Source organism: Bradyrhizobium sp. cir1 (genome assembly GCF_014198245.1).
In the GTDB taxonomy this organism is placed as follows: domain Bacteria; phylum Pseudomonadota; class Alphaproteobacteria; order Rhizobiales; family Xanthobacteraceae; genus Bradyrhizobium.
The window spans coordinates 1-25,877 of sequence record NZ_JACIHE010000036.1 but is presented as its reverse complement, the minus strand read 5'-3'; the positions used below and the strand labels follow the sequence as shown (position 1 = coordinate 25,877).

Sequence of the window (25,877 nt, the reverse complement as noted above, 5' to 3'; positions counted from 1 at the left end):
TCGGCCGTCGATGGGGTTGTGAAGTGCGCTGCGCTTTAAGCGCGGTCGCTGTAGGCGAGCTTGACGATGTGGTCGCGGATGTCGGCCGGCCAGTCGGCGATCAGTCCGGTGAAGCGTCGCCGGTCATCGGCAAACAGCGCGCGCGAGGCTTCCTCGAATTGCGGCAGGTCGCCAGCCATGGTCGACATGAAATGATAGGCCGCATCGCGCGCCTGCCGCTCGCGGTCCTTGTCGCCACTGGCGCGCCGGGCTTCGTCGACAAGTTTTCGCAAAGCGACTGAGGCACCGCCGGGTTGGGCGTTGAGCCACTCCCAATGCCGGGGCAGCAGCGTCACCTCGCGCGCGACCACGCCAAGCTTCGGCCGGCCGCGTCCGCGCGGCTCGCTCGATGGTGGAGTTTCCTCAACCGGGGGCGGGACAAGCTTCGCCAGGCGCGCCAGCACCTCGCGATCTCCACCGCGCAGATCGAAGTCGATCGATCGGCCCGTGGCGTCCTCGAAGATGACGATGGGCTCGTCCGGCTGTGGCGCCACCCGCTTGACGACCAGCGCGACCTCTCCAGCCGGCCCGGACACCAGACGGCGCTGGCCCTGAAAGGCGGTGAAAACCCTCTGCATTGGAATCATTGCCATATTGACGACGTTGGGGCTGTTTAATACCCGGATAAATTGTCGACGTCAATATACCCGGGTGAAAATATCAGCGCCGATGGCTCGACATTGTGTTCCCGGGCTGGCACGAACGGACGGGCCGATCGATCACGCCTAGCCCGGGGACCTCACGATGCTCACTGTTCACCACCTCAACAATTCCCGCTCGCAGCGTGTGCTGTGGCTGCTCGAAGAGTTGGGCGTGCCCTACGAGATCGTGCGCTACCAGCGCCAGCCGGACATGCGCGCGCCGAAGGAGCTGCGCGCGATCCATCCGCTGGGCAAGTCGCCGGTCATCACCGACAACGGCAACACCATCGCCGAATCAGGCGCGATCATCGAATATCTCATCGCCACCTACGGCAACGGCCGGCTGATCCCGCCGCCGAACACGCCGGAGCGGCTGCGCTTCACCTATTGGCTTCACTATGCGGAGGGCTCGGCGATGCAGCCGCTGCTCCTGAAGCTGCTGTTCACGCTGATGCCGAAGCGCGCGCCGGCGCTGCTTCGCCCGCTGGTGCGCAAGGTCTGCAACCAGGCGCTGACCGCGCTGGTCAATCCGCAGCTCAAGCAGCACATGGATTATTGGGAAGGCGAACTCGGCAAGACCGAGTGGTTCGCCGGCAACGAGTTCACCGCCGCCGACATCCAGATGAGCTTTCCGCTGGAAGCCGCGCAAGCGCGCGGCGGGCTCGAGCAGGGCCATCCCAAGGCGATGGCGTTCCTGGAGCGCATTCATGCGCGGCCGGCCTATGCCCGCGCGCTGGAGAAGGGCGGACCGTACCAGGTGGGGCGGTAAATCACTGTCCCGTCATTCCGGGGCGGTGCGCAGCACCGAACCCGGAATCTCGAGATCCCGGGTTCACGCTTCGCGTGCCCCGGGATGACGGCGGCCAAAAACTAGTTCGCGTGCAACACGCGTCCGCGCGTCTCAGGCAGTGCAAACGCGGCGATGAAGAACACCGCATAGGCCACCACCGCGAAGATCGCGATCGCATTCGCCAGCGACGTCGAGGCCGACAGCGCACCGACCAGGAACGGAAACAGCGCGCCGATGCCGCGGCCGAAATTATAGCAAAAGCCCTGGCCGGAGCCGCGCAGCCGCGTCGGATAGAGTTCTGTCAGGAACGCGCCGATTCCGGAGAAATAGCCCGAGGCGAAGAAGCCGAGCGGGAAGCCGAGCACCCACAGGATCTCGTTCGTCAGCGGCAGCTGCGTGTAGAGCAGCACCACGGCCATGGCGCCGATCGAGAAGATCAGGAACAGATTGCGCCGTCCGATCCGGTCGGCAAGCCAGGCGCCGGTGAGATAGCCGATGAAGGAGCCGATGATCAGGGTCGAGAGATAGCCGGTCGAGCCGACGATCGACAGATGCCGCTCCTTGGTCAGGAATTGCGGCACCCAGAAGGTGACGGCGTAGTAGCCGCCCTGGCAGCCCGTCGCCATCAGCGACGCAAGCACCGTGGTCTTCACGATCGGGAAGGTGAAGATCTCCCAGAGCTTCGGATGACCGCCGGTTTCCGCGTGCCTGGCGCGCGCCTCGGCTGCAATCTCGGGCTCGGTGACCGAGCGGCGGATGTAGAACACCAGCAGTGCCGGCAGCGCGCCGATCACGAACATCCAGCGCCAGGCCGTCTCCGCCGGCAGGATCGAGAACAGGATCGCCTGCGACAGCACGGCCAGACCCCAGCCGACGGCCCAGCCCGACTGCACCGAGCCGACCGCGCGCCCGCGATATTGCGGCCGGATCGCCTCGCCCATCAGCACGGCGCCCGCCGCCCATTCGCCGCCAAAGCCGAGGCCGAGCACGGCGCGCGCGATCAGGAGCTGGTCGAAATTCTGCACGACGGCGCAGACCAGCGAGAAGAACGAGAACCAGACGATGGTGATCTGCAGCGTCCTGACCCGTCCGATATGATCGGAGAGATAGCCGCCGAGCCAGCCGCCGATGGCGGAAGCCAGCAGCGTCACCGTGCCGGCGAGGCCTGCGGAAGCCGCATCGACCTTCCACAGCGCGATGATGGTGCCGATCACCGGCGGATAGATCATGAAATCCATGCCGTCGAGCGCCCAGCCCGCGGCGCAGGCCCAGAACGTCCGCCGCTCCGGCGTGCTCATGTCGCGATAGAAGGCGAGAAGGCTGGTGTCCTCGATCTCCGCGCGTTCGATGCGCTGGTTCGGATCGGCGGTGGTCATGTGCGTTTCCCCGGCAGTTTCTTGGTGCCGCGGTGGTAGCACGCGCGTCGGCCCGAGCAAGCGTGCGCGCGCTCACTTGCCATGCAACGACGCGGTTACTGTCCCGTGGCTTCCGCACCGCGCGTGCGCGGATCGGGCGCGCCGAGGGGACCATTCGGCGTCACGAGAATCGAATTGGCGGAGGTCTGCCCCATCGGCTCGACGATGATATGGTCCATGGCCTTCAGCTCGGACAGGACCTGGTCGGGAAAGCCGCGCTCGATGCGCACTTCGTCCGGCAGCCATTGATGATGCAGTCGCGGCGCGGCGACGGCAGCGGCGACGTCCATTTTGTAGTCGAGCACGTTGACGATCACCTGGAGCACGGTGGAGATGATGCGACTGCCGCCGGGCGACCCAGTGACCAGCACCGGCTTGCCGCTCTTGAGCACGATGGTCGGCGACATCGAGGACAGCGGCCGCTTGCCGGGGCCGGGCAGATTGGGCTCGTAGCCGACGAGGCCGTAGGCATTGGAGGCACCGACCGCCGCGGTGAAGTCGTCGAGCTCGTTGTTGAGCAGCACGCCGGTGCCTTCGGCGACGAGCCCGACGCCGTAGCTGAAATTCAGCGTATAGGTGTTGCTGACGGCATTGCCGCGGCTGTCGACAACGGAATAGTGGGTGGTGTTGCTGCCCTCGCGCGGCGCGCCGGTGGCGGACACCAGCTGCTTCGACGGCGTGGCGCGGTCGGTGGCGATGCCCGCGCGCAGCTTGGCCGCATAATCCTTTGACGTGAGGGTCTCGATCGGCGCGTTGACGAAGGCGGGATCGCCGAGATAGCGCGCGCGATCCGCATAGGCGCGCTTCATGGCCTCGATGAGGAGATGCAGCGAGGCCGGCGATCCCTGCTTCAGATCGGCGAGCTGAAAGCCTTCGAGGATGTTGAGCGTCTCCACCAGCACTACGCCGCCGGAGGACGGCAGCGGCATCGAGACGATGTCGCAGCCGCGATAGGTGCCGCGCACCGGCGTGCGGATCACTGGCTGATAGGCCTTCAGGTCGGCCGTCGTCATGATGCCGCCGGCATCCGACAGCGCTTTGGCGAGCTTCTCCGCAACCGGGCCCTCGTAGAAGCCGTGCGGCCCCTGTGCGGCGATGGCCGACAACGTTTCGGCAAGATCGCCCTGCACCAGCCGGTCGCCTTCGCCGAGCGAGCTGCCGTCAGGTCGCGAGAAAACCTTCGCCGATGAAGGCCAGCGCGCGAGACGCCGGTGCCAGGCCGGCAGGCTGTCGGCGATGTCGTCGCTGACGACGAATCCGTCGCGGGCGAGCGCGATCGCCGGCTCGAGCAGTTGCGCCAGCGTGAACTGGCCCGAGCCATATTTCTCCAGTGCCAGCGCAAGACCCGCGACGGTGCCGGGCACGCCGACGCCGAGCGCGGAATCGCGCGACTTCGCGGCATCGGGCTTGCCGTCGGGACCGAGGAAGATCTGCGGTGTGGTCGCTGCCGGCGCGGTTTCGCGATAGTCGATCGCGATGTCTTCGTTGCGCTCGGTGGAATGGATCACCATGAAGCCGCCGCCGCCGATATTGCCGGCGCGCGGATAGGTCACCGCCATCGCAAAGCCGGTGGCGACCGCGGCATCGACCGCATTGCCGCCGCGTCGCAGGATGTCGGCGCCGACCTGCGCGGAGATTTTCTCCTGCGCCACCACCATGCCATGCTCGGCGGCAACGGCGTGCACCGTACCGAGCGGCGGCGGAACATAGGCCCGCCGCGCATCCTGCGCGGTCGCAGGCGCAAGGCCAAAGGCCAGAGTGGCGAGAAAGGCGAAAAACGTCCGCCGGGTCCAATATGACGACATTATCAAATTTCCGCCGTGGCCTCGGGCCGGTTCACACGCCTCTCCTTAATGCTATACCGTTTGCGCCAAGAGAGACAAAACTGTTCGTGATGAGGACTTCGGAATGACGACGATCGCCCCCGATGTGCGCATGGCCGGCGTGCAGCGGACCTATCCGCCGCGCGCGGCTGTCGTCAGCTGGATCTTCTTCGACTGGGCCGCGCAGCCCTATTTCACGTTGATCACGACCTTTGTATTCGCGCCCTATTTCGCCACCAGCGTCGCGCCAGATGCTGCCACGGGCCAATCGCTGTGGGGCTTTGCAATGGCGGCTGCGGGCCTCGCCATCGCGCTGCTGTCGCCGGTGCTCGGCGCCATCGCGGACGCGTCCGGCCGCAGGAAGCCCTGGATCGCGGGGTTCGGCACGCTGCTGGTGCTGGCATCCTGCACGCTGTGGATCGGCAAGCCCGGCGATCCCGCAGTCATTCCGCCGCTGCTCACCGCGGTGGCGCTTGCCAGTGTCGGTGCGGAATTCGCCACCGTCTTCAACAACGCGATGATGCCGACCCTGGTGCCGCCTGAGCGGATCGGCCGGCTCTCCGGCACCGGCTGGGCCACCGGCTACATCGGTGGCATCGTCAGCCTGATCATCGTGCTCGGCTTTCTCGCCGCCAATCCCGAGACCGGACGCACGCTGCTCGGCTTCAAGCCGCTGTTCGGGCTCGATCCGGTCAGCCATCAGGGCGATCGCATCGTCGGACCGCTGACCGGCCTGTGGTTCATCATCTTCGTGACGCCGCTGTTCCTGTTCACGCCGGACTATCCGGCGAAACGTCCGGCGCGCGAGGCGCTGCGCGAGGGATTGCTGGAGCTGAAGCAATCCATCAGGAGTTTGCCGAAGCAGAAATCGCTCGCCGCGTTCCTGCTCGCCAACATGATCTACACTGACGGCCTGGTGTCGCTGTTCGCGTTCGGCGGCATTTATGCGGCCGGCACGTTCGGCTGGCACACGATCCAGATCGGCACCTTCGGCATCATGCTCGCGATCGCCGGCACGTTCGGCGCATGGCTCGGCGGCAAGTTAGATGATCATCTCGGGCCGAAGCGCGTCATCACTGGCAGCCTATTGATCCTGCTGCTCGCGGTGGCGGCGATCCTTCTGGTCGACAAGGATAGCGTGCTGTTCGTCGAGGTGGCGCCGCCGCAAGCAGGTGCTCCCCTGTTCTCGAGTGCGGCCGAGCGTGCCTATCTCGTGCTGGGCTGTCTCATCGGTGCCGCCGGCGGCCCGCTCCAGGCCGCCTCGCGCACGCTGCTGATCCGCCTCGCGCCGAAAGACCGCATCGCGCAGTACTTTGGCCTGTTCGCGCTGACCGGGAAGGTGACATCCTTCATCGGCCCGCTCCTGATCGGCATGATCACCGCGGCGACCGCGAGCCAGAAGGCCGGCATGGCCGTGCTGGTGGTGTTCTTCGTCGCAGGGCTGGGGCTGCTGATGCGGGTACGGGAGCGATAAAACTCCGCTGTCGTCCCGGCGTAGCGCGCAATTGCGCGCGGGGGGCCGGGACCCATAACCACCGGAAGAAGTCGCCTCGCGAGCTGGCAACTCCGAGTCTTCGCAAAACTATTGCTGCGGCGTATGGGTCCCGGCCCCCCGTGCGCAATTGCGCACTAGGCCGGGACGACCCGTTGAGAGAGTTGGTGCGCTGATCAACTAGTGCCTGAAGTGCCGCGTGCCCGTGAACACCATGGCGATGCCGTGCTCGTCGGCGGCCTTGATCACCTCGTCGTCACGCATGGAGCCACCGGGCTGCACCACGGCGGTGGCGCCGGCTTCGATGCAGGCGAGCATGCCGTCGGCGAACGGGAAGAACGCATCCGACGCCACGACAGAACCCTTGGTGAGCGGCTCGGCAAGCTTCAGCTCATTGGCCGCATCCTGCGCCTTGCGCGCCGCGATCCGGGCTGAATCCACCCGGCTCATCTGGCCCGCGCCGATGCCGACGGTGGCGAGATCCTTGGCATAGATGATGGTGTTGGACTTGACGTGCTTGGCGACCCGGAACGCGAACTTGAGGTCGCGCATCTCCGCGTCGGTCGGCGCGCGCTTGGTCACGACCTTGAAGGTCATGTCATCGACCACGGCGTTGTCGCGGCTCTGCACGAGCAGACCGCCGGCGACCGTCTTGGCGGTGAGGCCGGGCGCGCGCGGATCGGGCAGGCTGCCGGCGAGCAGCAGGCGCAGATTCTTCTTCCCGCCGATGATGGCGATCGCTTCCTCGCTGGCATCGGGTGCGATGATCACCTCGGTGAAGATCTTGGTGATCTCGCGGGCGGTGTCGGCATCGAGCGCGCGGTTCATTGCGATGATGCCGCCGAACGCCGAGGTGGAATCGCAGGCCAGCGCCCTGCGATAGGCCTCGACGAGGTTGGAGCCTTCTGCCACGCCGCAAGGGTTGGCGTGCTTGACGATGACGCAGGCCGCGGTGCGCTTGGTGTCGAACTCGCCGATGCATTCATAGGCCGCGTCGGTGTCGTTGATGTTGTTGTAGGAGAGCTCCTTGCCCTGGAGCTGCCGCGCGGTGGAGACGCCCGGGCGCTTGTCCGGTGTGGCATAGAACGCCGCGGTCTGGTGCGGGTTCTCGCCATAGCGCAGCGACTGGATCAGTCTGCCGCCGAAGGCGCGGAAGTCGGGCGCGTCGATCTCGAGCTGCCGGTTGAACCAGTTCGAGATCGCGGCATCGTAGGCGGCGGTGCGCGCATACGCCTTTGCCGCGAGACGCCGGCGCAGTTTCAGCGTGGTCGCGCCGTTGTTGGCGGCGAGCTCGTCGAGCACGGCCTTGTAGTCGTCAGCCTCGACCACGACAGCGACGTCGTCATGATTCTTGGCGGCGGCGCGGATCATCGCGGGGCCGCCGATGTCGATGTTCTCGATGCAATCCTCGAAGCCCGCGCCTTTGTCGACGGTCGCCTCGAACGGATAGAGATTGACGACGAGCAGGTCGATCGGTGCGATGCCGTGCGCCTTCATCGCCTCCGCATGTTCCTTGTTGTCGCGGATCGCGAGCAGGCCGCCATGCACCTTCGGATGCAGCGTCTTGACGCGGCCGTCCATCATCTCGGGGAAGCCGGTGAGGTCGGAGACGTCCTTCACCTTGAGCCCGGCGGCGGCGATGGCCTTGGCGGTGCCGCCGGTCGAGACCAGCTCGACATCATGCGCGGCGAGCGCCTTGGCGAACTCGATCAGGCCGGTCTTGTCGGAAACGGAGAGAAGGGCACGGGTAACGCGGCGGGGATGGTCAGTCATGAGCAAGATCCTCTGCTAAGGGAGTGTCTATGCCCAGGCGCGCGGCTTATATGTCCCGCGCTTCCCGATGGTGCTCCATCCAAGGTCGCCAGTCGCGCGAGCGAGGGCTCGATAGCAGCTTTTGGCGCTGTTCTCAACGGCTAGATAGGGCCGGATCGTGCACTGTTTACAGCGGAAGTTCCGGCTCGCGCCGGGCGTTGCGGCGGGCATTGGTGATCGCGGGCGAAGCGGTGGAGCGGATAAAACTCCAGCGGATCGAGGGCGCCTGCCGCGCATCCTGGCGGATCACAATCTGGGCAGTGCGGCGCGGGCCGTCATTGCCGGCCAGGAACACGCTGTCCTCGAGGTCGACCTTGTCGTCGAGCGCCTCGAAGGTCCAGACGTCGCGGTTCGGCAGCACCAGCATGACGCCGCGGGCATCCGACAGCCGGCTCGCCTTCACGGCGGGATGCAGATGGAAGCGTAGCGCGAAATCGGCGTCCGCGCCCTTGAAGCGTCCGCCCTGCGGCGGTGACAGCGTGTCCTCGCCGTCGATGCGCGCGCCGTCATTGGTGATCATCAGCACGCGGCGATGGATCGCGCCGAATTTGGCGAGGTAGCCGTCATGCGAGGTCGTGAGCAGCGTGCCGTTCTGCACGACCTCGCGATAGCTCTCGACTTCCACGGGGCCGCTGGTGACGGGCGCACCGTGCAGGAGGCGCTTCATCGCCGACATCTCCACGAACTGGCATGACGACGTGTCGTGATAGGTCAGCGTCGAATGCGCCGCGGTGCCGCGCGCGAACGGCCGCCAATTGTCGCGACCGGTGGTCGGCATGCCGCAATTGGTGACGATGCGGCTGATGCCGGAGGACAGTTCGAACGACAGGCAGCCGGCATGGGCGTCGTGGCTGACGCCGGCCGGTGGCGGCGGGCCGGTGTCGATGATCACGGTGGTCTGGCCGGCATCGAGGCGCTGGAAGCCGGTATGCGGCATGTTCGCCATGGGCGCGCCGTGGGTGTCGTCATAGGCGAGCAGCGTGGCGAGCAGATCCGAGGGCGTCGCGCTCATGCCGTTGAACAGCGCGAAATTGCCGTCGCCGTGGCGGAAGAAGCGCAGCATCGGCATCATGCGGTCGATCGCATTGAGCAGCGCCGGCGGCGGCGCGATGTTGCGCGCGGCGAAGGTCTGGCGCAGCGGCAAGAGGTCGATCAGGAGCTCGATCAGCGCGCCCGGATTGCGCGAGATGTGGCCGCCATCGGGCAGGATCTGCCGCTGCAATTCGTCGGAGAGCTTCTTCGAGGCGCTCCGGATCTGGCGCGCCTGGTTGGCGAGGCACAGCGCCGCGTAGCACAGCGCGATCAGCACCTGGAGCTTCGGCACCCCGTCGGGGATGTCGACCATGGTGTAACGCAGGAATCGAATCTCGCGCGCCAGCGCGCGCAAATAGCGACGGTAGAACTTGTTGTCGGTGTCGTTCAGTACCAGGGGTGCCTGCGACAGCAGCGAGATCACGCGCCGCGCCAGCACGTCGGCGCGCCGTGCGACGGGGCGGCGCTTGTTGGCGGGGTTGGCGATCCAGTCCTCGACCAGCGCGCGCGCATTGGCCCGCGTCAGCGCGGTGTCGGCGGCGCGCAAGTGGCGCAGCCAGCCGAAGCCGAGCAGCGCGACCTCCCAATCCTCCGACGGCGGCTCGAGATCGAAGATCGAGCGGCCGTGGCAATTGACGATCTTGCCGGCGAAGACGAAGCGGCCGGCATAGATCTCGGCGGCGCGGGTCGCATCCGCGGTACGCAGATCATGCGGTGCGATGATCAGCCGGTCGGTGCGGCTGGGCCAGACCCGCGACAGCGCAACCGAACCGCCGCTCGCGCGCGCCAGCATGTTCCGCGCGAAGCGGTTCATGACCAGCGTCGAGATACGTCTGCGTTGAGCGACCGACACGCCTTGCCTTGAAGGGGGAGAGAGGATTCCGACGAATCCTTATTAATCCTAAAATCGGCCGGCTGACACCACCCTGAACGGCGCGAATCAGCGTCGAGGTTGTAAAAACCAGTGCAAAATCAGGATTTAACGAGCCGGCTTGCGAAGAATCCGTCGAGCCCGCCAAGCTTGGGATCGGCGTTCGGCAGATGGCTCGGCAAGGTGCGCAGGTCGCCATCTCCGGTGATGATTTCGGCGAGGCCCGCGACCTCCGATGCCTCGATCGGCACGCGGCGAAGCGCGGGCTCCGCGGCCAGCAGTGTGGCCACGGCCTGCTCGCCTTCCTCGGGTTCCAGCGAACAGGTGCAGTAGACCAGCGTGCCGCCCGGCTTGAGCAGCGAGACGGATTTCTTCAGCAGCCGTTGCTGGAGCGCGGTCAGCGCGGCGATGTCTGATTCCTGACGGAGCCAGGCGACATCGGGATGACGGCGGATCGTGCCGGTGGAGGTGCAGGGCGCGTCGATCAGGATACCGTCAAAACCTTCGGCAGGGCCGGCCCACTCCACGGCGTCAGCGACGACGGTCTCGGCCTGGAGCGACAACCGCGCCAGATTCTCGCGCAGCCGCGCCACACGGGCGGGCGAGCGGTCGATCGCCGTGACGTGCGCGCCGGCGTGCGCCAGTTGCGCGGTCTTGCCGCCGGGCGCGGCGCAGAGATCGGCAATGGACTTGCCCTTGACGTCGCCGAACAGCCGGGCCGGCAGTGCGGCGGCGGCATCCTGCACCCACCATTGCCCTTCGGCGAAGCCGGGCAGCATGGTCACCGAGCCGTGCAGCAGCATCCGCACCGTCCCGGTCGGCAGCGTCTCGCCATGCAGGCGGCTCGCCCATTGTTCGGGGTCCGACTTCACGGTGAGATCGAGCGACGGCTCATGGCCGAGCGCCAGCGCCATGTCCCTTGCGGTCGTCTCGCCATAATGCGCGCTCCAGCGCGCGAGCAGCCAGGGCGGCAGGTCCAGCGATTGCGTGGCGACCTCGTCGACCAGCGCCTTGCCCTCGCGCGCGCAGCGGCGCAGCACGGCATTGACGAGGCCGGCATAGCGCGCGGCGCGTCGGTCGGATTGCACGAGGCGAACGGAGAGATCGACGGCGGCATGGTCGGGCACGTCCATCCAGAGGATCTGGGCGGCGCCGATCAGCAGCGCGCTCTGCGCGCGTGGCGCGTCGGAAGGAATGCCCTTGTCGAGCAGGCGGGACAGCACATGGCCGAGCGTGCCGAGCCGGCGCAGCACGGTCGCAACCAGGCGTCGCATCAGCGCGCGGTCACGGTCGGCCAGCGTCTTCAGTCCGGGATGGGCGCCGCCGCCGTCGAGCTGGTCGTCGAGCGTGCGGTGCTTGTGCAGCACGCCGTCGACGATATCGGCGGCAATCCGCCGCGCCGCAAGACCAGGTACTTCGGACGGAGGGGCGAAACGTTGAGATGGCATGCGGAAGCAAGGTTCTGAAACGAGCGGCAGTTCCGCCACTATGGGCGCATGCCTAGAGAATTCGATGTGTGGCACGCGAATATGCCAAATGTAAGAATGGCGTCTCGCGTTTACAGTCCACTATCACCATTTCAGCAATGCGATATTGGACCTCGCATGCCCCGTGATCTTGCGCTAGGAACCGCTCGATGAGTGACCAGCCGTCCGTTTCCGATCGCAAGCCGCTCCCGCCGGCCGCCCAGCGTGCGTTGGCCGAGGCAGAAGCGCGTCGGCAGGCTGCAGCTGCGGCTCGTGCCGAAGCGTCGCCCAAGGAATTACAGGGACCGAAGGGGCCTGAGCCCACCCGCTACGGGGATTGGGAGCGTAAAGGCATTGCCTCGGACTTTTGAGCTGCAGGTCCTGCGGACGTACCTCTTCCCACGTACTCTTCCCTGAAGACACCTTGCCGGTTCAGCCGACTCAGCCCTAGCGTCTGCGGATGCCGCGCTTCGATCCCAGTCGTCCATACCGGCCGTACTACAGCCGCTCGCCGTTCGGGCGTCGCTTTTCCGGTCTGCTGCCGTGGATGTTCGTGATTGGAGCCGCGACGGCTCTAGTGCTCGTCTCCCGGCACGGAACGAACTGGCCTGTTGCGCATGACGCCGAAGGGCGGGCGAAGGATACCGAGATCGTCTTGCAGCGGTCCGGCAGCGCCGATGCACGCCAGCCGGTCGATGTGATCCGCACCGTCGACGGCGACACCTTTCTCGCGCGTGTGCATCAGCAGGGCGGCCGCGATCTCGTCGTGCGCGTTCGCTTGCGCGGCATCGATGCGCCCGAGATGAAGGCGTCCTGTCAGGAAGAGCTGAACAAGGCTGAAGCTGCGACCGACGCGCTGCGCGGGCTGCTCGGCCAGGGCGACGTCACGCTCACCAATCTCGGCGCCGACAAATACGGGCGCGTTCTCGCCGACGTCGCGACCCGGCGAACCGCCAACGTTTCGGCGGCGCTGCTCGCCGGCGGTTACGTGCGGAGCTACAATGGCGGCCATCGCGACGGCTGGTGCGCGCGGAGCAGGCGCTTCTGGTAACAAAAAAGCCGCGTCGAGCGACGCGGCCTCTTCGATTCACTTGTGATGTTAGCGATCAGCGCGTCACGACCACCGTGGTACCGACCGAGACGCGACTGTAGAGATCGGTGATGTCGTCGTTGAGCATGCGGATGCAGCCATAGGAGACGAAGCCGCCGACCGACCCCGGCACGTTGGTGCCGTGGATGGCATATTCGCCGCCGGCCAGCGTCATTGCGGCAACGCCCATCGGGTTGCGTGGCGAGCCGCCGGGAATGACGTCGGGCAGCTGCGGCTTGTCGCGCTTGACCTCGGCGGGCGGCGACCAGGCCGGATTGCGATACTTGCCGTCGATGCGGGTGGTGCCGGCCCACTGCTTGCCGGACTTGCCGACGCCGACCGGGTAGCGCACGGCATGACCGCTATCGAGGATGAGGTAGAGCCTGCGCTCGTTGGTCTTCACCACGATGGTGCCCGGCGAATAGTCGCCCGGATGCGCTCCCACCATTTCCGGCCGCGCCTCGGCCGCCGTCGACATCAAGGCCGCTGCCCCGATGGTGGCAGCAACTGCCACCACAATTCTCATCGACATCAATGTTCCCCTTCCGTTGCCCCGAACGGGTCGTCCAAATCTACGCAAACCCGGCAATGGCCCGCTCGCCCATACAGTATTGACCGCGCCCGTTAACCGGATGGTTTCCACGCGCGGCCGCCAAGGCCAGCCAGCAGGGGGGAACAAAGGAAATGTTCGAAATAAAGTAAATGACCTGAAAACAACACTCGGCGGCAAAGATGCGGCCACGCCGGCCGCGCGCCCTGACGCGAGCGTGAGGATGTGAATGGCTGTTGTTTCAGGGGGCGGCGCGAACCGCGGTCTCGTGTCCCGGACAAGACGCGGCACGAAGTGACGCGACACAGAGCCGGGACCCAGTTCTTTGCACATGGTTGCATGCGCCCCGGCTCTGCAGCGCACCGCTGAAGGAGCGCTGCGCTGCGTCCGGGGCACGAGAGCGTAGCTTACGCCGACTTCTTGTTCTGGCGGTTCTTCACGAGATCATCGACCACGGCGGGATCGGCGAGGGTCGAAGTGTCGCCGAGGCTACCCGGCTCGTCCTCGGCGATCTTGCGCAGGATGCGGCGCATGATCTTGCCGGAGCGGGTCTTGGGCAGGCCCGGCGCGAACTGGATCTGGTCGGGCGAGGCGATCGGGCCGATCTCCTTGCGCACCCAGGTCACGAGCTCCTTGCGCAGATCTTCGGTCGGCTGCACGCCGGCCATCAGGGTGACGTAGGCGTAGATGCCCTGGCCCTTGATGTCGTGCGGGAAGCCGACCACCGCGGCTTCCGACACCTTCTCATGTGCAACCAGCGCACTCTCGACTTCCGCAGTGCCCATGCGATGGCCGGAGACGTTGATGACGTCGTCGACGCGGCCGGTGATCCAGTAATAGCCGTCGGCATCGCGTCGGCAGCCGTCGCCCGTAAAATACTTGCCCTTGTAGGTCGAGAAGTAGGTCTGCTCGAAGCGGGCATGGTCGCCATAGACCGTGCGCATCATGCCCGGCCATGCCCGGGTGAGACAAAGATTGCCGGTGGTCTCGCCTTCCAGCACCTTGCCGTCGGCATCGACAATTTCAGGCACCACGCCGAAGAACGGCTGCGTCGCCGAGCCGGGCTTGAGCTTTGTGGCGCCCGGCAGCGGCGTGATCAGGATGCCGCCGGTTTCGGTTTGCCACCAGGTGTCGACGATCGGGCAGCGGTCGTCGCCGACGACGCGGTAATACCATTCCCAGGCCTCGGGATTGATGGGCTCGCCGACCGAGCCGAGCAGGCGGAGCGAGGCGCGCGAGGTCTTCTTCACCGGCTCGTCGCCGCCCTGCATGAGCGCGCGGATCGCGGTCGGCGCAGTGTAGAAGATGTTGACCTTGTGCTTGTCGATGACGTTCCAGAACCGGGAATTGTCGGGGTAGTTCGGCACGCCTTCGAACATCAGCGTCGTCGCACCATTCGCAAGCGGCCCGTACAGAATGTAGCTGTGTCCGGTGACCCAGCCGACGTCGGCGGTGCACCAGAAGATGTCACCGTCGTGGTAATCGAAGACGTATTGATGCGTCATCGCGGCATAGACGAGATAGCCGCCCGTGGTGTGCAGCACGCCTTTCGGCTGGCCGGTCGAGCCCGAGGTGTAGAGGATGAACAGTGGATCCTCGGCGTGCATGTGCTCGGCCGGGCATTCGGTCGTCACCATGGCCGCTGCCTCGTGACACCAGAGGTCGCGCGTCGGGTTCATGTCGACCTTGCCGCCGGTGTGCTTGACGACGACGACCCAGTCGACGCCGTCGGACTTGGCGAGCGCGGCATCGACATTGGCCTTCAGCGGCACCTTGCGGCCGCCGCGCAGGCCTTCATCCGCGGTGATGATCACCTTGGATTTGCAGTCGTTGATGCGCTGGGCGAGGCTGTCGGGCGAGAAGCCCGCGAACACCACGGAGTGGATCGCGCCGATCCGCGCGCAGGCCAGCATCGCATAGGCGGCCTCGGGGATCATCGGAAGATAGATGGTGACGCGATCGCCCTTCTTGACGTTGCGGGTGCGCAGGATGTTGGCCATCCGGCAGACCTCGTCGTGCAGCTCCTTGTAGGTGATGTGGCGGGATTGCGAGGGATCGTCGCCTTCCCAGATGATCGCGGTCTGGTTGGCGCGCGTGTGGAGATGCCGGTCGATGCAGTTGTGGGCGACGTTGAGCACGCCGTCCTCGAACCATTTGATCGAGATGTTGCCGGGCTCGAAGGAGACGTTCTCGATTTTGGTCGGCGCCTTCATCCAGTCGATGCGCTTGGCCTGTTCGGCCCAGAAGCCGTTCGGGTCCGAGATCGAGCGGGCGTACATTTCCTTGTACTTGGCCTGGTCGACCCAGGCGCGTTTCGTCCATTCCGCCGGCACGTCGTAGATCTTCTCGGACATATTTCCCTCCACATGCGGCAAGCTCAGGCAATGCCGACATCATCATTTGGCTGATTATGCGTCGGGCTAACCGGACCCGACAAGGAGCACAAGCTGGACCTTCGGCGAGCCACCGACCATGCGGAGGATCAAGGTCCGCGAGGTGGCTGTCGCAAATCTGAAACAGGCCAAGAGAAGCCTTTCGGCTCTTTACCCAAACCCCCGGAACAGGCCCGTGCAGAGCCCCATGCGCCGGTCGGAGGTATTTAGGAACCGTCTTTCACTGATTCGGGACTCGCAATACGGTTCGGAACACCCTAAATGGCCAACCCGGGTCCAAAGAGACCCCGTGGAACAAAGATCAGAACAGCGGCATTGACCGACAACAGGCAGGGCTAAAGGCGTAAGACTATGATGGATCAGCAGAATCTCGGGACGTTGCGGCCCGCTTCAGCCGATCCTGCCGCTATAGCGCTGGCCAAAGCCCTCGGACAATGGCCCAAACCGGCCGCTTCCAGCCGTCCCAGCCCGAAAAAAGTCTTCGACACGGCGCCCGCGGCGACGGTCGAGGCGCTTGCCAGGGAGCTGGGCCTGCGGCTCGGCGACCAGAACGAGCTGACCATCCGCCGCATCAGGCGTGGCAAGGGCTATTCCTTCGTCCGCCCCAACGGCGCGCATATCCGCGACGCCCGCACCATCCGCCGGCTCCACGCCATGGCGGTGCCGCCGGCCTACCGCGAGGTGCGCTACTCCGCCGATCCGAGCTCGCATCTCCAGGCCGTGGGCCGTGATGCCGCGGGCCGGCTGCAATATCGCTATCATGCCGATTGGGAGAAGGTCCGCGAGCACCGCAAGGCGCATCGCCTGGAGAAACTCGTCGGCGCGCTGCCGAAGATCCGGCGCAAGGTCTCGGCGTTCCTGTCGGGCGACGAGCCGACGCGCGAGTTCGCGCTCTCGGCCGTGATCGAGCTGATCGCCCGCACCGCGATCCGCCCCGGCAATGAATCCTATGCTCGCCTCAATGGCACCCGCGGTGCCACCACGCTGCTGAAGTCGAACGTCACGCTCGAAGACGACTGCTTCGTGCTGACCTTCAAGGCCAAGGGCGGCAAGGCGGTGCGGAAGGAATGCGACGCGGCCAAGCTGGTGCGTGCCATCGGCATTCTGCGCAGCGTTCCCGGCAAGCGCATGTTCCAGTACCGCGATGCCTACGGCATCGTGCGCGCGGTCAACACCACACAGGTGAACGCATTCCTGCGCGAGATCGCGGGCATCAAGATCTCGCTGAAGGATTTTCGCACGCTGATGGCGTCCGCCGTCGTGGTGGAATCGCTGTCGCGGATCACGCCGGCGACCAGCCAGCGCGGCCGCAAGAAGCAGGTGCTGGACGCGATCCGCGCCGCGGCCGACAAGCTCTCGAACACGCCGGCGATCTGCCGCAAGAGCTACGTCCACGACACCATCGTCACCGCCTTCGAGGACGGCATCCTCGAGCGTTTTGCGGCGACGATGAAAGGCCAGCGCTCGCAGGCGCGGCGTGAGCAGCTGCTGGCGCAGGTGGTGGCGACCGCGGCGGTGTAACGACACTGCCGGGTGGGCAAAGCGCAAGCGTGCCCACCATTTGCTCATGGCGAAAGGTGGTGGGCACGGCGCGAAGAGCGCGCCTTTGCCCACCCTTGTGGGCTATTTCTTGTCTGAAACACCCCTGTCCGGACCGGGATCCTTGCCAGCCGCAGCGATCGTGAGGCGTTGCAGGTAATGCGCCCATCCCGTCGCATGCGCGGCGGCCTGCGCTTCGCTCGGCAGCCCGCTATGGGTCATACGCAGCAGCGTGCCGCCGTCGCGTTCGATCAGGTCGATCTCGATCAGGCTCGAGCCGGGCGGCACTTCCTGACCGCCCTCCCAGCCGAACGTGTAGGCGAGACGATGCACCGGCACGACCTCGCGGAAGGCCCCGCGGCCGACGCCGCCCCGCGGGCCGATGCCTTTGAGCAGATAGAGCCCGCCGGGATGCGGTTCCGTGGTCGCATCGGAGCCCATCCAGCTCAGGATCTTCTCGGGATCGGTCAGGTAGGCAAAGACGGTGGCGCGGGGGGCCGCGATCTGGGTCTCGCGTCGTACTACGAAGGATTCGGTCATCGGCGATCATCCCTAAAGCATGATCCGGAAAAGTGTGTCGCGGTTTTCCGGAAAGATCATGCGCAAACAACAACCTAAAGCGCTACGATGATTCATCCAGACCTCGTCGCGCTTTAGGCTGACGATGGGACATGGCGGCGGCCCTGCCCTCCGTCAAGGATTGCCCGTGACAAAGACCGCCCTGCTTCGCCATCATCGGGTCATGCAACTTACCCCGACCCTCGCCTGGCTCGTCGATGCCGCCTCGGACTGTCCCGGGGCAGACCGCCTGCTCGCGGAACTCGGCGCGCATCTGATCGCCGATGGCGTGCCCCTCGCGGCAGGCGCCCTTACGCTGGAGGTACCCCATCCGCTGATCGCGAAGCGGACCTGGCTGTGGCGCGCCGAGACTGGCAGCGTCATCGAAGCGCTCGGCTTCGCGCCGGGTGGCCTTGCGCCCGATCCGCCCAACGATGGCGGCCGCCGCTGGCTGCGCGAGGTCGCGGGTGGCGAGGTGCACGAAGATGCCGTCGGACGGGCCGACGGGCCGTTGCTCGGCTGGATCGGGCCGTGTCCGTTCACCGCAGGCGAAATCGAGCAGTTGCGCCAGGCCGCTCGCTTCGCAGCGACGCCGCTTGCCGTGCTTGCCGCGCGCGCCACGTTGCGGGCGACGCTGGATGCTTATCTCGGCAAGCGCAGCGCAGAGCGGGTGCTGGCAGCGCCCCTGCGGCGCGATCTCGGCGAGACCATCCAGGCCGCGCTGCTCTATGCGGATTTGCGCAATTTCACGACCCTGTCGGAAACCACACCGCCTGGAGAGGTCATCGCGGCGCTCGACGCCTGGTTCGATCGCATCGCCGGTGCGGTTCATGCCTTCGGCGGCGAGGTGTTGAAATTCATCGGCGACGGCGTGCTCGCGATCTTTCCGGTGCTCGAGGCATCCCCGCGGCGCGCCTGCGATGCGGCTCTCCGCGCGGCAAGTGCGGCCGAAGCCGGCATGGCCTATCTCAACGCCGAGCGTAGCGCGCAAGGCTTGCAGCCGCTGGCGTTCGGTGCCGCGCTCCATCTCGGCGAGATGCTCTGGGGCAATATCGGCGCCGCCAACCGGCTCGACTTCACGGCGATCGGTCCTGCCGTCAATCTCGCCAGCCGTCTGGAAGGCTTGTGCAAGCCACTCGGCCGGACGGTGCTGGTGTCGGGCGCACTCGCTGCCGAGACGGAGATGCCGCTGATCGCGCTCGGATCACATGCGCTGCGCGGCATTGCCGCGCCTTGCGAGGTGTTCGCTCTGGCGGAGCCGCAAGCTCGGCTATCGTAGCCCGCATGAGCGTAGCGATATGCGGGACCAGACCATCCCGGATGTCGCTGCGCTCATCCGGGCTACGGCAGCTTCGACTAAACTCCGCCCATCTTGCAGACGAGCTTCCATTCCTCCGCAGTCACCGGCTGCACCGACAGGCGCGAATATTTCACCAGCGCCATGTCGGCGAGCTTTTTCTCGGCCTTCACCGCGGCCATCGTCACCGGCGTCTTCAGTGGCTTGTCGGCCTTGATGTCGACACAGACGAATTTCTCGGTCTTGTCGGTCGGATCAAGGTAGGCCTCCTTGATGATCTCGACGATGCCGACGATCTCCTTGCCCTCGTTGGAATGATAGAAGAACGCCTTGTCGCCCTTCTTCATGTTCACGAGGTTCTGGCGCGCGGTGTAATTGCGCACGCCGGTCCAGGCTTCGCCCTTGGCGCCCTTCGCCACCTGCTGGTCCCAGGACCACACCGACGGTTCGGATTTCACCAGCCAGTACGCCATGCTCATTCCTCTGCCTTGAAGGGCCGCGTCAACAGCCCCGAAATGGCGGCGTCGATCGTGCTGCGGCCGCTCAGGATCGACGCGACCGCTTCTGATACCGGCATCTCGATGTTTTGCGAAGCTGCGAGTTCGATCAGCACCGGCGCGGTGAACTCGCCTTCGGCAAGCTTTCCGGCGGACGGCTGCTCGCCGCGCCCGAGGGCGAGGCCGAGCGCAAAGTTGCGCGATTGCGGGCTCGCGCAGGTCAGGATCAGATCACCGAGGCCGGACAGGCCGGTGAGCGTCTCGCTGCGCGCGCCGAGCGCGCGGCCGAGCCGCGTCAGCTCGGCAAAGCCGCGGGTCGTCAGCGCGGCCTGGGCCGAGGCTCCGAGCTTGCGCCCGACCGCAATGCCGACCGCGATCGCCAGCACGTTCTTGGCAGCGCCGCCGATCTCGACGCCACGGATGTCGGTGGAGTGATAGGGGCGGAATGTCGGTGAGCCCAGCGCCTGCACCAGGCTGCTCGCCAGCACCTCGTCCTTCGCCGCCAATGTCACCGCCGTCGGCAGGCCGCGCGCGACGTCGTCGGCAAAACTCGGACCCGACAGGATCGCCGGCAGCGCGTGCGGCGCGGCCTCCGCGATCACGTCGGTCATGAATTTGTGGGTGCCGTGCTCGATGCCCTTGGCGCAGGCGATGATCGGTACCGGCTTCGTGATGTGCGAGGCCAGCATGTTGACCGCGCCGCGCAGATGCTGCGCCGGCGTTGCGATCAGCAGCATCTCCGCGCGCGACGCCTCCGCGAGATCGCTCGTCACCACGATCTCCGGCGCCAGTCGCACGCCGGGCAGTCGCGGATTGTCGCGCGTCGATGCAATCCGCGTCGCATGCTCCGCGTTGCGCGCCCAGAGCGTCACGTTCCGCCCTGCCCGCGCCGCCACCGTCGCCAGCGCCGTGCCCCAGGCGCCCGCTCCGACCACCGCGACGGATTGGAACGCGGTCATGGCTCGATCCCTTCACTCCCTCGCCCCGCTTGCGGGGAGAGGGTCGGGGTGAGGGGGAGTCTCCGCAAGGACGGTGACAGAGAGACTCGCGGAGAGTCCCCCTCACCCGAATTCGATCTGCGATCGAACGTAGCCGAAGCTCTGCTTCGGCGTTTCTTAAGGACGGCCGCCGAAGGCGGCCTATGCTCTCCCCGCAAGCGGGGCGAGGTGAAGGGGAGCCCGTGGCAGCGCCTGCGCATTAATATCCCGCCCGCGTTTTGCCGTAGCCGGCCGGCGCCGTCGCATTGGCGTCGAGCAGCCAGCGTGCGCGCGGCTGCGCCTCCATCGTGTCGGTCATTCCCAGCGCGAGGCGCTCGGCGCCGGCCCAGGCGATCATCGCGCCGTTGTCGGTGCAGAGCGCCGGCGGCGGCATGATCAATTGCGTCCCGGCCTGCCGCGCAACGTCATGCAGCGCGCCGCGAATCGCCTGATTGGCGGCGACGCCGCCGGCGGCCACGAGCGCACGCGGTGCGCCGAACTGCTCGCGGAAAAGCTTGAGGCCGACGCTGAGCCGGTCGGCGGTCGAATCCAGCACCGCGGCCTGGAAGCTCGCGCAGAGATCACTGATATCCTGCGGCGTGATCTCGGCGAGCCGGCTCGCTTCGGTCCGGACTGCCGTCTTCAATCCGGACAGCGAGAAATTGGCATCGGGGCGCCCCTGCATCGGCCGCGGGAACGCGAACCGCGCAGCATCGCCGCTTGCCGCCGCGCGTTCGACCTGTGGGCCGCCGGGGTATGGCAAGCCCAGCATCTTCGCGACCTTGTCGAAGGCCTCGCCTATGGCGTCGTCGACGGTGGTGCCGAGCCGCACATATTGGCCGACGCCGGTGACCGCCACGATCTGGGTATGGCCGCCCGAGGCGAGGAAGAGGCAGTAGGGAAAACCGATTCCGTCGGTGAGGCGCGGCGTCAGCGCATGCGCCTCCAGATGGTTCACCGCGACCAGCGGCGTGTCATGCACCATCGCAATCGCCTTCGCGGTGGTGAGTCCGACGATGACGCCGCCGATCAGCCCGGGCCCTGCGGCCGCGGCGACGCCGTCGAGCTGGGCATAGTCGATGCCGGCCTCGTGCATGGCGCGGTCGATGATCCCGTCGAGCAAGTCGACATGCGCGCGCGCGGCGATCTCCGGCACCACGCCGCCGAAGCGGGCGTGCTCCTCGACCTGCGACCGCACGATGTTGGATAGGATCTTGCCACTGCCGTCGGTCGCGCGCTCGATCACCGCCGCGGCGGTCTCGTCGCAGGTGGTTTCGATGCCCAATACCAGCATTGGCGAATTGTTATCCAATTTGCGCCCTTGCGCTCATCCGTAAAGCAGAGTTCTGGTACGTCCGGTAGCATTCCGGGGTCGGCTTGCGCAATCGTCACGCGCAGCCATCCCGGCAAAAGCGTCACCGTCACGCGCCTCGGGAACACACGCGATGTCCATTCTTGTCACACGGCCGCATCCCGACAATGAGGCGACGGCGGAAAATCTGCGCGCGCGGGGGCATGTGGTGCTGCTTGCGCCGGTGCTCAAGTTCGAGCCGGTCGCCTTCCATGACGAAAGTGAAGCGGGCTACGGCGCAGTCATCGTCACGTCGGCCAATGCGATCCGCGCCGTCGCACCGCAATTGCAGGATCCTGGCTCAAAGAACCTCGGCCTCCTGGCGCTGCCGCTGTTCGCGGTCGGCGAGCACACCGCCTCTGCCGCGCGCGACGCCGGCTTTGGCGAGGTCATCGTCGCCGGCGGCGATGCTGCGGCCTTGCGCGACAAGGTCGTGCAAAGTGCGCGCGACAAGGTGCTGAAGAAGAAAAGCACGCTGCTTTATCTTGCGGGTGCGGATCTGTCGCGCGATCTCGGCGGTGAGCTCGGCGCGGAAGGATTCAACGTGGTGACGCAGACGACCTATCGCATGGCGCCGGTCAAGCATCTGCCGCGCGAGGTCTGCGAGGGCTTTGCCGCCCACGGGGTCGAGGCGGTGCTGCACTACTCCCGGCGCAGCGCGCGGGCGTTCCTGGATGCGACGCGGGATGAAGGCGTCGAAATTTCGGCGCTGGCGATCCCGCAATGCTGCCTGTCCGAGACGGTCGCCGGCGTGCTGCGCGATGCCGGCGCCTCGCAGGTTCTGGTGGCCGCGACGCCGGACGAAAATGCCTTATTTGACACCTTGGAGCGTGCTTTGCGTACCCGTTTGGCGTAAGAGGTCGGGCCGAATCCGACGTAATCGGGTCCGGCCCAAAAGGATCTGTGCAAGGTTATGGAAGTGTGAGGAACCGTCACGATGGCCGACGACAAGCCTGAAGACGCAGGATTGGCTCCCGACACCGGTCGTGCCAAGCGCACCCCGCCCACCATCGATCTGGAGGCAACCGAAGTCTCGACCCAGCCGCAGGATGTGGCGGGTGAGCCCGAGGCTCCACCGGCGACCGAGCACAGCGAGCCCGAGCAGGCAAAATCCGAACCGACTGACGCCGAGCCTGAGCGCGCGGAGGCACCGGCTGCCGTTGCGGCCGCTCCGGTTTCACCGTGGGTCATCGCACCGCTCTCCGGCGCTGTCGCAGCCGCGCTCGTGATCGGTGTCGGCTGGATGCTGGGCTGGCCCGCGGTGCAGGCGCCGCCGGCCGCGCCGCAAGTGACAAGCGCGACCGTCGATGCGCTCAGCGGTCGTGTCGCCGCGGTCGAAGCCAAGGCCGGCAAGCCCGTCGCCGATCCGGCCATGGTGGCGCGGATCGACGCGCTGGAGAAGTCGGCGAGCGCCCTGCGCGGCGACATCGCCAATCTGCGCGCGCAGTCCGACAAGACCGCGAGCCCGCTGAACGATACCAAATCCGCGCCGCGCACCGCTGCGCCTGATCTTGCCGCGCTCAACGACCGCATCACGCAGCTCGAGCGCGCGAGCAAGACCGAACGCGCCGAGCTCGCGCAGCAGGGCGAGAAGATCGCCGATGCAAAAGCGATCGATGACAAGCCGCTGCGCTTTGTCGTGGCGGCGACCCTGCTCGATGTCGCCGTGCGCCATGCCGATCCCTATCAGTCGCAGCTGTCCGCGGCGCGTTCGCTTGCGGCCAAGCCCGACATGCTGAAGCCGCTCGATGCGTTTGCATCGTCGGGCATCCCGACGCCGGTCGCGCTGAGCCGCGAGCTGCTCAACATCGTGCCGAGATTGGCGCCGCCGGCGGAAGCCCCGGCCGCCGGCGCCGGCATCGTCGAGCGTCTTCAGGCGGGCGCGTCAAAACTCGTGCGCATCGAGCGCACCGACGGCGTCGGCAACGATCGCGGCGCCATCGTCGCCCGGGTGACGGCGGCAGCGCTCCGCAACGATTTCGTCGAGGCGCGGCGCGAGCTGAAGACGCTGCCCGAGACCGATCGGGCGCCGGCGCAGGCCTGGCTCGACAAGGCCGACGCCCGCGACGCCGCGCTCGCCGCGTCCCGCAAATTCGCCGACGATGCCATGGCGGATCTCGCCAAATCTGCTCAATAAGATTCGCGCAACAATCAGCGCGTAATAGGGATCGCCATGCTTCGCATCGTCCTTTTCCTTGTCCTGATTGCGCTGGCGGCGGCCGGCGCGGCCTGGGTTGCCGACCAGCCCGGCGATCTCGTCCTGACCGCGGGTAGCTTCCGCGCTTCCACGACGTTGCCGAGGTTCGTGTTCCTGCTTGGCCTCTTTGCCGCGGCCGTCGTGCTGGTCTGGAGCATCCTGACCACGATCTGGCGCATGCCGGGCCGCATGCGCCGCCGTCGTCACGAAAAGCGCCATGCGCGCGGCCGCCACGCCATCACCCACGGCCTGCTCGCGATCGGCCATGGCGACACCGCGCTCGCCCGCCGGCACGCCGAGGCGGCGCGGCGGCACGCGCCGAACGATCCGCTCGCGCTGCTGCTGCATGCGCAATCGGCCCAGCTCGAGGGCAAGCGCGACGAGGCCCAGCGCGTCTTCCGCGCCATGGCCGAGCGCGAGGATACGCGCCTGCTCGGCCTGCGCGGCCTGTTCATCGAGGCGCAGCGCGCCGATGATGCGGTCGGTGCCGTGATGATCGCCGAGGAAGCGATCAAGCTGTCGCCGTCCTCGACCTGGGCTTCGCATGCGGTGCTCGGCTTTCGCTGCGCGCGCGGCGACTGGAGCGGCGCGCTCGCGATCCTCGATTCGAATCTGTCCGCCGGCCTGATCGACAAGCCGGCCTATCGCCGCCAGCGCGGCGTGCTGCTCACGGCGCGCGCGCTGGAACTGGAAAAGATGGACCGCGACGTCGCGCGCGAGAGCGTGATGGAGGCGGTCAAGCTCGCGCCGACCCTGGTGCCAGCCGCGGTGCTCGCCGCAAAATTCGAGAGCGAGGCGCATCAGGTCCGCCGCGCCATGAAGCTGGTCGAGACGGCCTGGCTCGCCAATCCGCATCCCGATCTTGCTGAGGCCTATGCGCATGTGAAGCTCGGCGATTCCGCGCGGCAGCGCCTGCAGCGGGTCGAGACGCTCGCGGCCAAGACGCCTGCCGACAAGCCCGGCCATGTCGAGGGCCAGCTCGCGATCGCCCGCGCCGCGATCGATGCCTCCGAGTTCGCCCGCGCGCGCGCGGTGCTCGCGCCTTACGTCAACGATCCGACCCAGCGCGTGGCGCTGCTGATGGCCGAGATCGAGCGCGCCGAGCATGGCGATAGCGGCCGTGCCCGCGCCTGGACCCTGCGCGCGGTACGCGCCCGCCACGATCCGGCCTGGACCGCGGACGGCTATGTCAGCGACCGCTGGCGGCCGGTCTCCCCGGTCACCGGCCGGCTCGACGCCTTCCAGTGGCAGACGCCGGTCGCGAGCCTGCCCTCGGACAAGGGCACCACGATCGAATCCTCGGCTTTCGAGGAAGCCATGCTGGCCGCCCCGGCGCCCAAGCGGGTGGTGGCAAGCCCGAGCCCGGTGGAACCGGTCGTGCCCACACCCGCCCCGGTGCCGGCCGCTCAGGACAATTCTCCCCCTGAGACCAAGGAAACGGCCAAGGAAACGGCCAAGGAGGCCGTCAACGAAACCGCCAAGGACGAGCCGGCGGTGGCCCCTGCCGAGCCGGTCAAACCGGCCCCTGAGCCGGCCGAATCATCGCCACCGGCGGCAACCCCGGTGTTCCGGACCCGCGCCGACCTCGGCAAGCCCGCCCCTAGCCCGATCTCGGCCGTCATCCCGATCGTCCGTGCCCCCGACGATCCCGGAATCGATGACGAGGGTCCGAGCGATGAATTTACGGAACAAATCGGCACGCCGAAGGCCCCTGCAAAGGCCCAGGCCGGCGGCTGGCGCGGATTCTGGTCCCGCTGGGGCGCGTGAGGCCCATTTCGGGCCCCGCTTGTCCTTGCCAATTCGGGCCATGCCCGATATCAGGGGCGCGCGTATCGGGACCGGCATCGCTTTGGTCCTGGCAGGGTTCGCCGCAATAGCTCAGTCGGTAGAGCACGTCATTCGTAATGACGGGGTCGGGGGTTCGAATCCCTCTTGCGGCACCAGCGCCTCGTTGTGTCCGGCCCGGAGACATGGGTAACGAAACGTACCTAAGAGATGGGTGACAACCTCGTGCCGATCGGGTTGTCGCGGGGTTTCAAAGTCGTCT

At 66.7% G+C, this 25,877-nt stretch carries 21 protein-coding genes, 1 tRNA gene and 1 riboswitch; of the genes, 10 read left to right on the top strand and 12 right to left on the bottom strand.

All coding sequences use genetic code 11. The annotated features are described in order from the left end of the window. Nucleotides 1–35 precede the first annotated feature (35 nt). Nucleotides 36–632: a DUF2239 family protein gene (locus tag GGD63_RS37000; protein ID WP_183249807.1), complete on the bottom strand. Its 597-nt coding sequence runs from the start codon at nt 630–632 to the stop codon at nt 36–38. Nucleotides 633–783: 151 nt separating this feature from the next. Here GGD63_RS37000 and GGD63_RS36995 point away from each other — a divergent pair, with 151 nt between their 5' ends. Then, nucleotides 784–1,449 carry a glutathione S-transferase family protein gene (locus GGD63_RS36995; RefSeq protein ID WP_183249805.1) on the top strand — a complete coding sequence of 222 codons (666 nt, stop codon included), beginning with the start codon at nt 784–786 and terminating at the stop codon, nt 1,447–1,449. Between the two features lie 101 nt (nt 1,450–1,550). Here the strand turns inward: GGD63_RS36995 and GGD63_RS36990 are convergent, their stop codons facing one another. Both GGD63_RS36990 and ggt read right to left on the bottom strand, forming a co-directional pair. Further along, entirely contained in the window at nt 1,551–2,846 is a 1,296-nt protein-coding gene (locus tag GGD63_RS36990; protein ID WP_183249803.1) for an MFS transporter, read from the bottom strand. A gap of 95 nt (nt 2,847–2,941) precedes the next feature. Beyond that, nucleotides 2,942–4,690 carry a gamma-glutamyltransferase gene (gene ggt / locus GGD63_RS36985; protein WP_183249801.1) on the bottom strand — a complete coding sequence of 583 codons (1,749 nt, stop codon included), beginning with the start codon at nt 4,688–4,690 and terminating at the stop codon, nt 2,942–2,944. A 103-nt stretch (nt 4,691–4,793) separates the two neighbouring features. On the opposite strand from ggt, the gene GGD63_RS36980 reads away from it, so the two are divergent. Continuing rightward, nucleotides 4,794–6,182 carry an MFS transporter gene (locus GGD63_RS36980; RefSeq protein WP_183249799.1) on the top strand — a complete coding sequence of 463 codons (1,389 nt, stop codon included), beginning with the start codon at nt 4,794–4,796 and terminating at the stop codon, nt 6,180–6,182. A gap of 198 nt (nt 6,183–6,380) precedes the next feature. Here GGD63_RS36980 and purH read toward each other — a convergent pair whose 3' ends face one another. The 3 genes from purH to GGD63_RS36965 all read right to left on the bottom strand — a co-directional run bounded on the left by purH (nt 6,381) and on the right by GGD63_RS36965 (nt 11,363). Then, a complete protein-coding gene (gene purH, locus GGD63_RS36975) occupies nt 6,381–7,973 on the bottom strand; it encodes a bifunctional phosphoribosylaminoimidazolecarboxamide formyltransferase/IMP cyclohydrolase (RefSeq protein ID WP_183249798.1) in 1,593 nt (530 codons plus the stop codon). Between the two features lie 24 nt (nt 7,974–7,997). Further along, a riboswitch (ZMP/ZTP riboswitch) is annotated at nt 7,998–8,079 on the bottom strand. Between the two features lie 60 nt (nt 8,080–8,139). Next, nucleotides 8,140–9,858 (bottom strand): heparinase II/III family protein, encoded by a 1,719-nt coding sequence (locus tag GGD63_RS36970; RefSeq protein ID WP_183249795.1) that lies wholly within the window; start codon nt 9,856–9,858, stop codon nt 8,140–8,142. 158 nt (nt 9,859–10,016) lie between these two features. Further along, on the bottom strand, nt 10,017–11,363 hold the full coding sequence (locus GGD63_RS36965) for an RsmB/NOP family class I SAM-dependent RNA methyltransferase (RefSeq protein WP_183249793.1): 1,347 nt from the start codon (nt 11,361–11,363) through the stop codon (nt 10,017–10,019). Nucleotides 11,364–11,551: 188 nt separating this feature from the next. Here GGD63_RS36965 and GGD63_RS36960 point away from each other — a divergent pair, with 188 nt between their 5' ends. Together GGD63_RS36960 and GGD63_RS36955 are read left to right on the top strand one after the other, a co-directional pair. Beyond that, nucleotides 11,552–11,752, top strand: coding sequence for a DUF1674 domain-containing protein (locus GGD63_RS36960; protein ID WP_183249792.1), 201 nt, complete (start codon nt 11,552–11,554; stop codon nt 11,750–11,752). An 89-nt stretch (nt 11,753–11,841) separates the two neighbouring features. Beyond that, entirely contained in the window at nt 11,842–12,432 is a 591-nt protein-coding gene (locus GGD63_RS36955) for a thermonuclease family protein (protein ID WP_183249789.1), read from the top strand. Between the two features lie 55 nt (nt 12,433–12,487). On the opposite strand, the gene GGD63_RS36950 is transcribed toward GGD63_RS36955, so the two are convergent. Together GGD63_RS36950 and acs are read right to left on the bottom strand one after the other, a co-directional pair. Continuing rightward, nucleotides 12,488–13,003 carry a L,D-transpeptidase gene (locus GGD63_RS36950; protein WP_183249787.1) on the bottom strand — a complete coding sequence of 172 codons (516 nt, stop codon included), beginning with the start codon at nt 13,001–13,003 and terminating at the stop codon, nt 12,488–12,490. Between the two features lie 425 nt (nt 13,004–13,428). Then, complete coding sequence (gene acs, locus GGD63_RS36945) at nt 13,429–15,375, bottom strand: acetate--CoA ligase (RefSeq protein WP_183249785.1); 1,947 nt, start codon at nt 15,373–15,375, stop codon at nt 13,429–13,431. Between the two features lie 390 nt (nt 15,376–15,765). Between acs and GGD63_RS36940 the strand changes: the two genes are divergently transcribed. Next, nucleotides 15,766–16,935: a DNA topoisomerase IB gene (locus GGD63_RS36940; RefSeq protein ID WP_183249783.1), complete on the top strand. Its 1,170-nt coding sequence runs from the start codon at nt 15,766–15,768 to the stop codon at nt 16,933–16,935. Nucleotides 16,936–17,037: 102 nt separating this feature from the next. Here the strand turns inward: GGD63_RS36940 and GGD63_RS36935 are convergent, their stop codons facing one another. Continuing rightward, nucleotides 17,038–17,493: an SRPBCC domain-containing protein gene (locus GGD63_RS36935; RefSeq protein WP_183249781.1), complete on the bottom strand. Its 456-nt coding sequence runs from the start codon at nt 17,491–17,493 to the stop codon at nt 17,038–17,040. Between the two features lie 202 nt (nt 17,494–17,695). Between GGD63_RS36935 and GGD63_RS36930 the strand changes: the two genes are divergently transcribed. Continuing rightward, complete coding sequence (locus tag GGD63_RS36930; RefSeq protein WP_183249856.1) at nt 17,696–18,790, top strand: adenylate/guanylate cyclase domain-containing protein; 1,095 nt, start codon at nt 17,696–17,698, stop codon at nt 18,788–18,790. A 77-nt stretch (nt 18,791–18,867) separates the two neighbouring features. Here GGD63_RS36930 and GGD63_RS36925 read toward each other — a convergent pair whose 3' ends face one another. The 3 genes from GGD63_RS36925 to tsaD all read right to left on the bottom strand — a co-directional run bounded on the left by GGD63_RS36925 (nt 18,868) and on the right by tsaD (nt 21,576). Beyond that, nucleotides 18,868–19,281 carry an EVE domain-containing protein gene (locus GGD63_RS36925; RefSeq protein ID WP_183249779.1) on the bottom strand — a complete coding sequence of 138 codons (414 nt, stop codon included), beginning with the start codon at nt 19,279–19,281 and terminating at the stop codon, nt 18,868–18,870. Nucleotides 19,282–19,283: 2 nt separating this feature from the next. After that, the gene (locus tag GGD63_RS36920) at nt 19,284–20,264 is read right to left on the bottom strand and encodes an NAD(P)H-dependent glycerol-3-phosphate dehydrogenase (RefSeq protein ID WP_183249777.1); all 981 of its coding nucleotides are present in this window, start codon (nt 20,262–20,264) and stop codon (nt 19,284–19,286) included. 238 nt (nt 20,265–20,502) lie between these two features. Further along, nucleotides 20,503–21,576 carry a tRNA (adenosine(37)-N6)-threonylcarbamoyltransferase complex transferase subunit TsaD gene (gene tsaD / locus GGD63_RS36915; RefSeq protein WP_183249775.1) on the bottom strand — a complete coding sequence of 358 codons (1,074 nt, stop codon included), beginning with the start codon at nt 21,574–21,576 and terminating at the stop codon, nt 20,503–20,505. A 151-nt stretch (nt 21,577–21,727) separates the two neighbouring features. Between tsaD and GGD63_RS36910 the strand changes: the two genes are divergently transcribed. The 4 genes from GGD63_RS36910 to GGD63_RS36895 all read left to right on the top strand — a co-directional run bounded on the left by GGD63_RS36910 (nt 21,728) and on the right by GGD63_RS36895 (nt 25,773). Continuing rightward, entirely contained in the window at nt 21,728–22,489 is a 762-nt protein-coding gene (locus GGD63_RS36910; RefSeq protein ID WP_183249774.1) for a uroporphyrinogen-III synthase, read from the top strand. An 81-nt stretch (nt 22,490–22,570) separates the two neighbouring features. After that, the gene (locus GGD63_RS36905) at nt 22,571–23,770 is read left to right on the top strand and encodes a COG4223 family protein (RefSeq protein WP_183249772.1); all 1,200 of its coding nucleotides are present in this window, start codon (nt 22,571–22,573) and stop codon (nt 23,768–23,770) included. 36 nt (nt 23,771–23,806) lie between these two features. Then, nucleotides 23,807–25,597, top strand: coding sequence for a heme biosynthesis HemY N-terminal domain-containing protein (locus GGD63_RS36900; protein WP_183249771.1), 1,791 nt, complete (start codon nt 23,807–23,809; stop codon nt 25,595–25,597). A gap of 100 nt (nt 25,598–25,697) precedes the next feature. Further along, nucleotides 25,698–25,773, top strand: a tRNA-Thr gene (locus GGD63_RS36895). Nucleotides 25,774–25,877: the final 104 nt, after the last annotated feature.